Raw genomic sequence first — 6,246 nt, forward strand, 5'->3', positions numbered from 1 at the left:
TTAACCAATCATAAAAATACATGAGTACAGGATGTTCTCTAACAAAATTAAACTGAGCCTATTTCTCTGTCTAAGCATGTGCCTAGGCATCGGGATATTACGTTTTTCCTATACCGCACTCCTCCCTTCAACCCGTGAAGCATTTGGTTGGAGCCCAAGTTTTGCCAGCATCTTAGGCAGTGCCAATTTGCTCGGCTACTTGATCGGTGCATTTTGGGCCATGAAATTACCCCAAAATAAAAGCATGGTGAATTATATCCAACTCGCAGCTATTGCAGGGACACTCAGTTTACTCAGTTGTGCATTTTCAGGTTTTTCAGAACTTTGGTATAGCACTTGGCGCGTTATTTCAGGGATCAGCGGCGGCTTACTAATGATCCTCTCCCCAAGTGTCGTGGCCCAATGTTCACAGCTTCAAGACCGCTTTAAAATCAACTTTATTGGTTTCAGTGGTATTGGCTTAGGGGTGTTAATGGCAACGCTATTTTTGCCTTACATCCAACAAATTTCGACAATGTGGGCTTGGTTGATTTTGTTTGCTTTTTCAAGCCTGATTTGTATGTTACTCAGCGTGCTTTTGAAGAGTTTTAAATTACAGCTCACAACACTCACCGCGGTTCCAGCAGTAGAACATAAAGTCGATGGAATTTTCTATTGTCTCTTAATTGTGTATAGCACCAGTGCTTTTGCTTACGTGCCCCATTCATTATTTTGGATTGACTATTTAACTCACACCCTACACCTAAGCCCGATCGGGATCAATTTCAATTGGATTTTATATGGTCTGGGGAGTGCTTTAGGGGCATTTGCTGCTTACTGCCTAGCACAAAAACTGGGAAATATCAGCGCTCTTAAAATTTTATATAGCTGCTATGTCTTCGCGATTTTTATAGCGATCATTAATATCCATCCACTTTTTACTTTTTTATCTTCTTTTGCTACAGGCTTGCTCAATCCGGCAGTGGTTTTTCTCACCTCTTATACCATTCTGCAAATTTATGGTAGCGCCTATAAAAAGCTCTGGAGTATTGCAACCCTGTGCTTTGCATCTATTCAATTGATTGGCGGTATAAGCTTTAGTTTTTTACAGCGAATTGGTATTGATTATTCACAGCAATTTATTTTGGCCGCATGCGTGCTCTGCATTGGAACACTACAACTCTTTTGGTTTACTCGCACTGCAAAATTAAGTAAGCATCTCGTCTAGGTAGATCACAAGACATTCAACTACATCACCAATCATGTATATAAAGAAAAGACCTATTTAAATAGGTCTTTTCTTTTTGATAAATAGTGAATGGACTAAGCTTTTTTCAGCTTTTTCTTTAACTTTTTCAAAGCAGAATTATGCTTTGAAATTTTGTTCAACCTCGCTTTAATTTCCTTTTTAAGTAATTTGGTTTTCTTAGACAAATTCATCTCCTTCTCGTCTACGTATAAAACTTTAATTTCGTTCAATGAGTAAATCGTTTGGCCAAATGAACTTTGACTCACAAAGTCTTTAGCCTATTAATGATGTTGTTGACGCTGATTTCGTTGATGTGGCTGTTGTTTCTGTTTCTTTTGGTCTTGTTGCTGTTGCTGTTGCTGTTGCTGTTGCTGATCATTTTGCTGCTGTTGATCAGTTTGTTGGTTTTGTTGATGCTGTTTACGAGACATTTCATTTCTCCTTATCATCATAAGTGTCACAATGTACTGTTACTAGATGTACATCTACTAAAGGACAACAACCAATGTACCGCTAATTTTCATGGAACCAACCCGATAAATGTTTCGAATTACGTCATTGTAAAATTTCTGGAGAATAATTAATTTGAAATCAATCCCCCTCTATTTTCTGCATTACTTAAGTTCACTCGAATAGTGCGGTTTTAAACTTTTAGTAACATGACAAGCATGCCAGACCATCTGATTGATTGCGTGAAGTCACCTTTTGAGTGCTGTTTTTTGAATGGTATTGAGAAGCTATGATTCTGTGTTTTTAATGTTTAGTCCTAAAAAAGAACTGAATCATTCAGTCCTTTTTACCTAGCCTTTTATGCATCTAGCTTTTTAACACCTAGATTAGCAAATAAAGTTAGTCCATATGCTCAATGATGGCTTGTCCAAACTCCGAACAACGCAAGAGTTTTGCACCTTGCATGAGTCGTTCAAAATCATAGGTCACTGTTTTGGCTTCAATCGTCCCCGCAATACCTTTAATAATTAGATCTGCCGCTTCAGTCCAGCCCATATTTCGCAGCATCATTTCTGCAGACAGAATAATAGACCCAGGGTTTACTTTGTCTTGACCCGCATATTTAGGTGCAGTGCCATGTGTCGCTTCATATACTTGTACAGCGCCACCAATATTGGCACCCGGTGCAATACCAATGCCGCCAACTTCAGCCGCCAGAGCATCTGAAATATAGTCACCGTTTAAATTTAGGGTAGCAATGACTGAATAATCGGTCGGACGCATGAGAATCTGCTGTAAAAAAGCGTCCGCGATCACATCTTTAATCACGATCTCTTTGCCAGTTTTCGGATTTTTTATTTTGACCCAAGGACCACCATCTAGCAATTCACCACCAAAGCGCTCAAGTGCGACTTCATAGCCCCACTCTTTAAACGCTCCTTCGGTATATTTCATGATATTACCTTTATGCACCAAGGTGACATTCGGCTTATCATTATCAATGGCGAATTGAATAGCTTTCCGAACCAAACGCTGAGAACCTTCTTTAGATACAGGCTTAATACCGATACCGCAATTTTCCTCAAAACGAATCTTAGTAACACCCATTTCCTCTTTAAGAAATTTGATCATTTTCTTGGCTTCAGGCGAATCTGCTTTCCATTCAATCCCTGCGTAGATATCTTCTGAATTCTCTCTGAAGATCACCATGTCTGTACGTTCAGGATGCTGAACGGGTGAAGGAACGCCCTTAAACCAACGTACAGGACGCACACAGACGTAGAGGTCTAATTCTTGACGTAATGCAACATTCAGCGAACGAATACCGCCACCGACAGGCGTCGTTAACGGCCCTTTAATTGAAACCACAAATTCGCGTAAAGCCTCAAAGGTTTCTTCGGGCATATAGGTGCCATAAATTTTATTGGCTTTTTCACCACAATAGACTTCCATCCATTCTATGGCACGTTTTCCACCATAAGCTTTTTGTACTGCGGCATTCACCACGGTTTTCATCACTGGAGTGATATCAACACCAATACCATCGCCTTCAATAAATGGAATAATTGGATTATTGGGAACATTGAATGATAAGTCTGAATTTACTGTAATTTTTGTCCCATCCACTGGAACGACGATCTTCTGATAACCCATTTTTATGATCCTCCCTGAGAAGCGAGTGAAAAATAATTGCTGTTTGATAAGACTTTTAATTGCGCTTCACGCATAATACTCTAAAGCAAATCTACCTTTTTTGAGATTTAGATGGGAAATAACTGCATTTCCCTATTGAATAAATCTTAACCAATTTGAATTATTGTATTTAATAGAAGTTATTTCCTATGAAAATCGTCATCTTAAACAAGCCATATGACGTGCTCTCCCAATTCCGTAAAGACGAAGCGCATATGACCATATCTGACTTCGTGGACGATCCTAGTCTACGTATTGCAGGTCGTTTAGATATGGACTCCGAAGGTTTGGTATTTTTAACCGATCATGGTGGTTTAAATCAGTACATCACCAATCCTGAAAATAAAAAGTTCAAAACCTACTTAGTGCAAGTCGATGGCGACATCACAGAAGAAGCGCTTGAACAATTACGTAAAGGCGTTGAGCTAAAAGATGGTATGACTTTGCCAGCCAAAGCCATTAAAGTGCAACAGCCAGAATGGTTATGGGATCGTGATCCTCCTGTACGTTTCCGTGCAAACATTCCAACCTCTTGGGTTGAAATCCAAATTTGCGAAGGCCGTAACCGTCAAGTTCGTCGTATGACTTCAGCAGTAGGTTTCCCGACTTTACGTTTAATTCGTACACGTATTGGTGCCATCGATTTAGTTCAATTGGGTTTAGAACCAGGTGAAACCAAAGAAATTGAGCCTTTACTGTACCCTGACTTTCAAAATGTACCTGCAGAAGAACCTTACCGTTCGCGCTCTTATGTGAAAAAACCAGGCGGTACAGGTGGTAAGCCAATGGTTCGTAAGAATAAAGATGGCTCAGTGAAAAAGTCAGGTACAAAACGTATCTGGCAAATGGATGAGAGCGAAAAACCAAAACGCCGTACCAATGGCACAACTCGTCCGAATACTAAAGCCCCTCGTGGCCGCGGTCGTAACGGACGTTGATAAAAAGCTTCAAAAATGGCCTACAATCTACGTAGGCCTTTACATTTTTTTATAAACCTAACAATTATTTAAGATTATTTTCATATTTCGACACTATAATAAGTTATAACAATATAAACGTTGATTATTTGAACTTCAAAAATGAGCAGCACATCTACACACAATAGAAGCAAAGTATTAATTATTCATGACAACCGAATTGGACATTTAAATCCTGCTCTCGCTGTGAGTGAAATGATTGAGAAGCGCTTTTATCTACAATCTGAGCAGTTTGCAATCCCCACTTTACCTAAACGTACAGTGAGTATTTTTAAGAAATTGTCTCATTTCCCAAATTTGTTTCGCACGCTCGGGCGTTTATACTTTAAATTCTTACCAAGAAATTTAGAGCATACCGACGTTATCGTCTGTTCAGGTATGCCTAATTTAATTTATGCCGCTTATTTATCTCAACGTTTCAATATCCCACTTATTTATGCAGGCGGTACACGTAAATTTAATTGGCGACTTATTGATTGGACTATTACGACGATTCCAGAAGATCATTCTGGTAGACAAATCATTATTCCTACAGGTGCTGTACCTTCTAAAATTACTCGCTTAGCGCATATTCCGTCGAATCATGAAGCATGCCTGTTAATTGGTGGACCGACAAAAGAGTACCCTTTTACCCATCAAGACTTTGAAGAGATGATTCAGCAATTTGTTCAATTCGCAGATCACCATCAAATTCAGGCGTCAGTCGTATGTTCTCGTAGAACACCTGCGTTATCAGAACATGTGATTCAAATGTTAAAAGATAAAAATATTGAGCTTGTGAATACTTGTTCTAAAACTTCTATTTGCGATGTGTTAAAGCGAAGTGAATATATTTTTGTGACTGAAGATAGTGCAACGATGTTATCCGAATCAATCCAAACCGGTCGCATTGTGATTTCAGTTTGTCGTGAAGATTCTGAAAAAGATAAAATTATTCAAAATTATTTAGATCTCGAATTAATACAACGTAAAACTATTGGGCAGATTACTGAAGCTGCATATATCAAGCCAAAATTAAATGCTCAACATATTGAACAAATCGTGACTCAACAACTTGCAGAAGATTTGAGGGCAAAATCTCAAGAACTGAGTTTTTATAAATGTCATGCAAAAAAAGCTGTTATCTATTAATTAAAGATTTTATACGGTAGAAATTAAAAGCTCACAGATGTGGGCTTTATTTTAATGGTATTTCTCTCTGTAAAATTAGCCCCTCAGGTTGAGGTTTCATTTTTTCCTCAAACTGCACTGCAAAAGATAAATACATCAAAGAATTTCTAACTAATCGAACAAGATCCATTAATGAGCTTTCAAATTCTGATAAAGGTATTTCTAAAATATAATTTGCTTTCATTTCTTTTTCTTTTATTTTTTCTAAGATTTCCAGATATTCAAAAGACTCTACTTCACCTTGTTCTATTAAAATATTCTGCTGATCTTTTAAGTTCTGATATGCAAATTCTGACGTCATATCAAATTTGGTATTTAATTCATATCCAAAATCATCAATAACTCTAAAAGACCTATGCTCTAGACAGTTACGAATTTTTGATAATCTAGGCTTTTCAATTTTTTCTCTAGAATTTAATTCGCTCACTTTATCATGACCATTCAGCTGATCAGATTCAATTTCTTTTAAAATATAGAACAAAGCATGTAAAAAGTAGTTCTTTGAATCCTTCAGTTTATCACGTGGCTTAAATTTTCTATTTTCATTCCATCCAAAAACTTTTGAAAAAGTAATTTGACGATCATTCATTTCTAAATCTAAATGGCTTTGTTGCACAAAGATTTGAAATGCAAAGCGCCCCTAATTGATCCAAATTTAAGGCGTAACTTGGGTAAGTGGGCGACCTAATTCCGTAAATCTGTTAAGGACTGCTACACGTGCATGGATCT

At 37.8% G+C, this 6,246-nt stretch carries 6 protein-coding genes; 3 read left to right on the top strand and 3 right to left on the bottom strand.

What is annotated here, in order from left to right:
- Positions 1-31 precede the first annotated feature (31 nt).
- A complete protein-coding gene (locus FTU22_RS15080) occupies positions 32-1,207 on the top strand; it encodes a YbfB/YjiJ family MFS transporter (RefSeq protein WP_180085731.1) in 1,176 nt (391 codons plus the stop codon).
- Between the two features lie 302 nt (positions 1,208-1,509).
- On the opposite strand, the gene FTU22_RS15085 is transcribed toward FTU22_RS15080, so the two are convergent.
- Both FTU22_RS15085 and icd read right to left on the bottom strand, forming a co-directional pair.
- Entirely contained in the window at positions 1,510-1,659 is a 150-nt protein-coding gene (locus FTU22_RS15085; RefSeq protein WP_171319314.1) for a hypothetical protein, read from the bottom strand.
- A 418-nt stretch (positions 1,660-2,077) separates the two neighbouring features.
- Positions 2,078-3,331, bottom strand: a complete 1,254-nt coding sequence (gene icd, locus FTU22_RS15090) for an NADP-dependent isocitrate dehydrogenase (RefSeq protein ID WP_180095287.1) — start codon at positions 3,329-3,331, stop codon at positions 2,078-2,080.
- 188 nt (positions 3,332-3,519) lie between these two features.
- Here icd and FTU22_RS15095 point away from each other — a divergent pair, with 188 nt between their 5' ends.
- Positions 3,520-4,308: an rRNA large subunit pseudouridine synthase E gene (locus tag FTU22_RS15095; protein WP_078194376.1), complete on the top strand. Its 789-nt coding sequence runs from the start codon at positions 3,520-3,522 to the stop codon at positions 4,306-4,308.
- A gap of 141 nt (positions 4,309-4,449) precedes the next feature.
- Positions 4,450-5,478: an ELM1/GtrOC1 family putative glycosyltransferase gene (locus FTU22_RS15100; protein ID WP_180095290.1), complete on the top strand. Its 1,029-nt coding sequence runs from the start codon at positions 4,450-4,452 to the stop codon at positions 5,476-5,478.
- Positions 5,479-5,524: 46 nt separating this feature from the next.
- Here the strand turns inward: FTU22_RS15100 and FTU22_RS15105 are convergent, their stop codons facing one another.
- Positions 5,525-6,106 carry an LA2681 family HEPN domain-containing protein gene (locus FTU22_RS15105; RefSeq protein WP_180095293.1) on the bottom strand — a complete coding sequence of 194 codons (582 nt, stop codon included), beginning with the start codon at positions 6,104-6,106 and terminating at the stop codon, positions 5,525-5,527.
- Between the last annotated feature and the right edge of the window lie 140 nt (positions 6,107-6,246).

The organism is Acinetobacter sp. YH12076, assembly GCF_013419525.1.
GTDB classification, from domain to species: domain Bacteria; phylum Pseudomonadota; class Gammaproteobacteria; order Pseudomonadales; family Moraxellaceae; genus Acinetobacter; species Acinetobacter amyesii.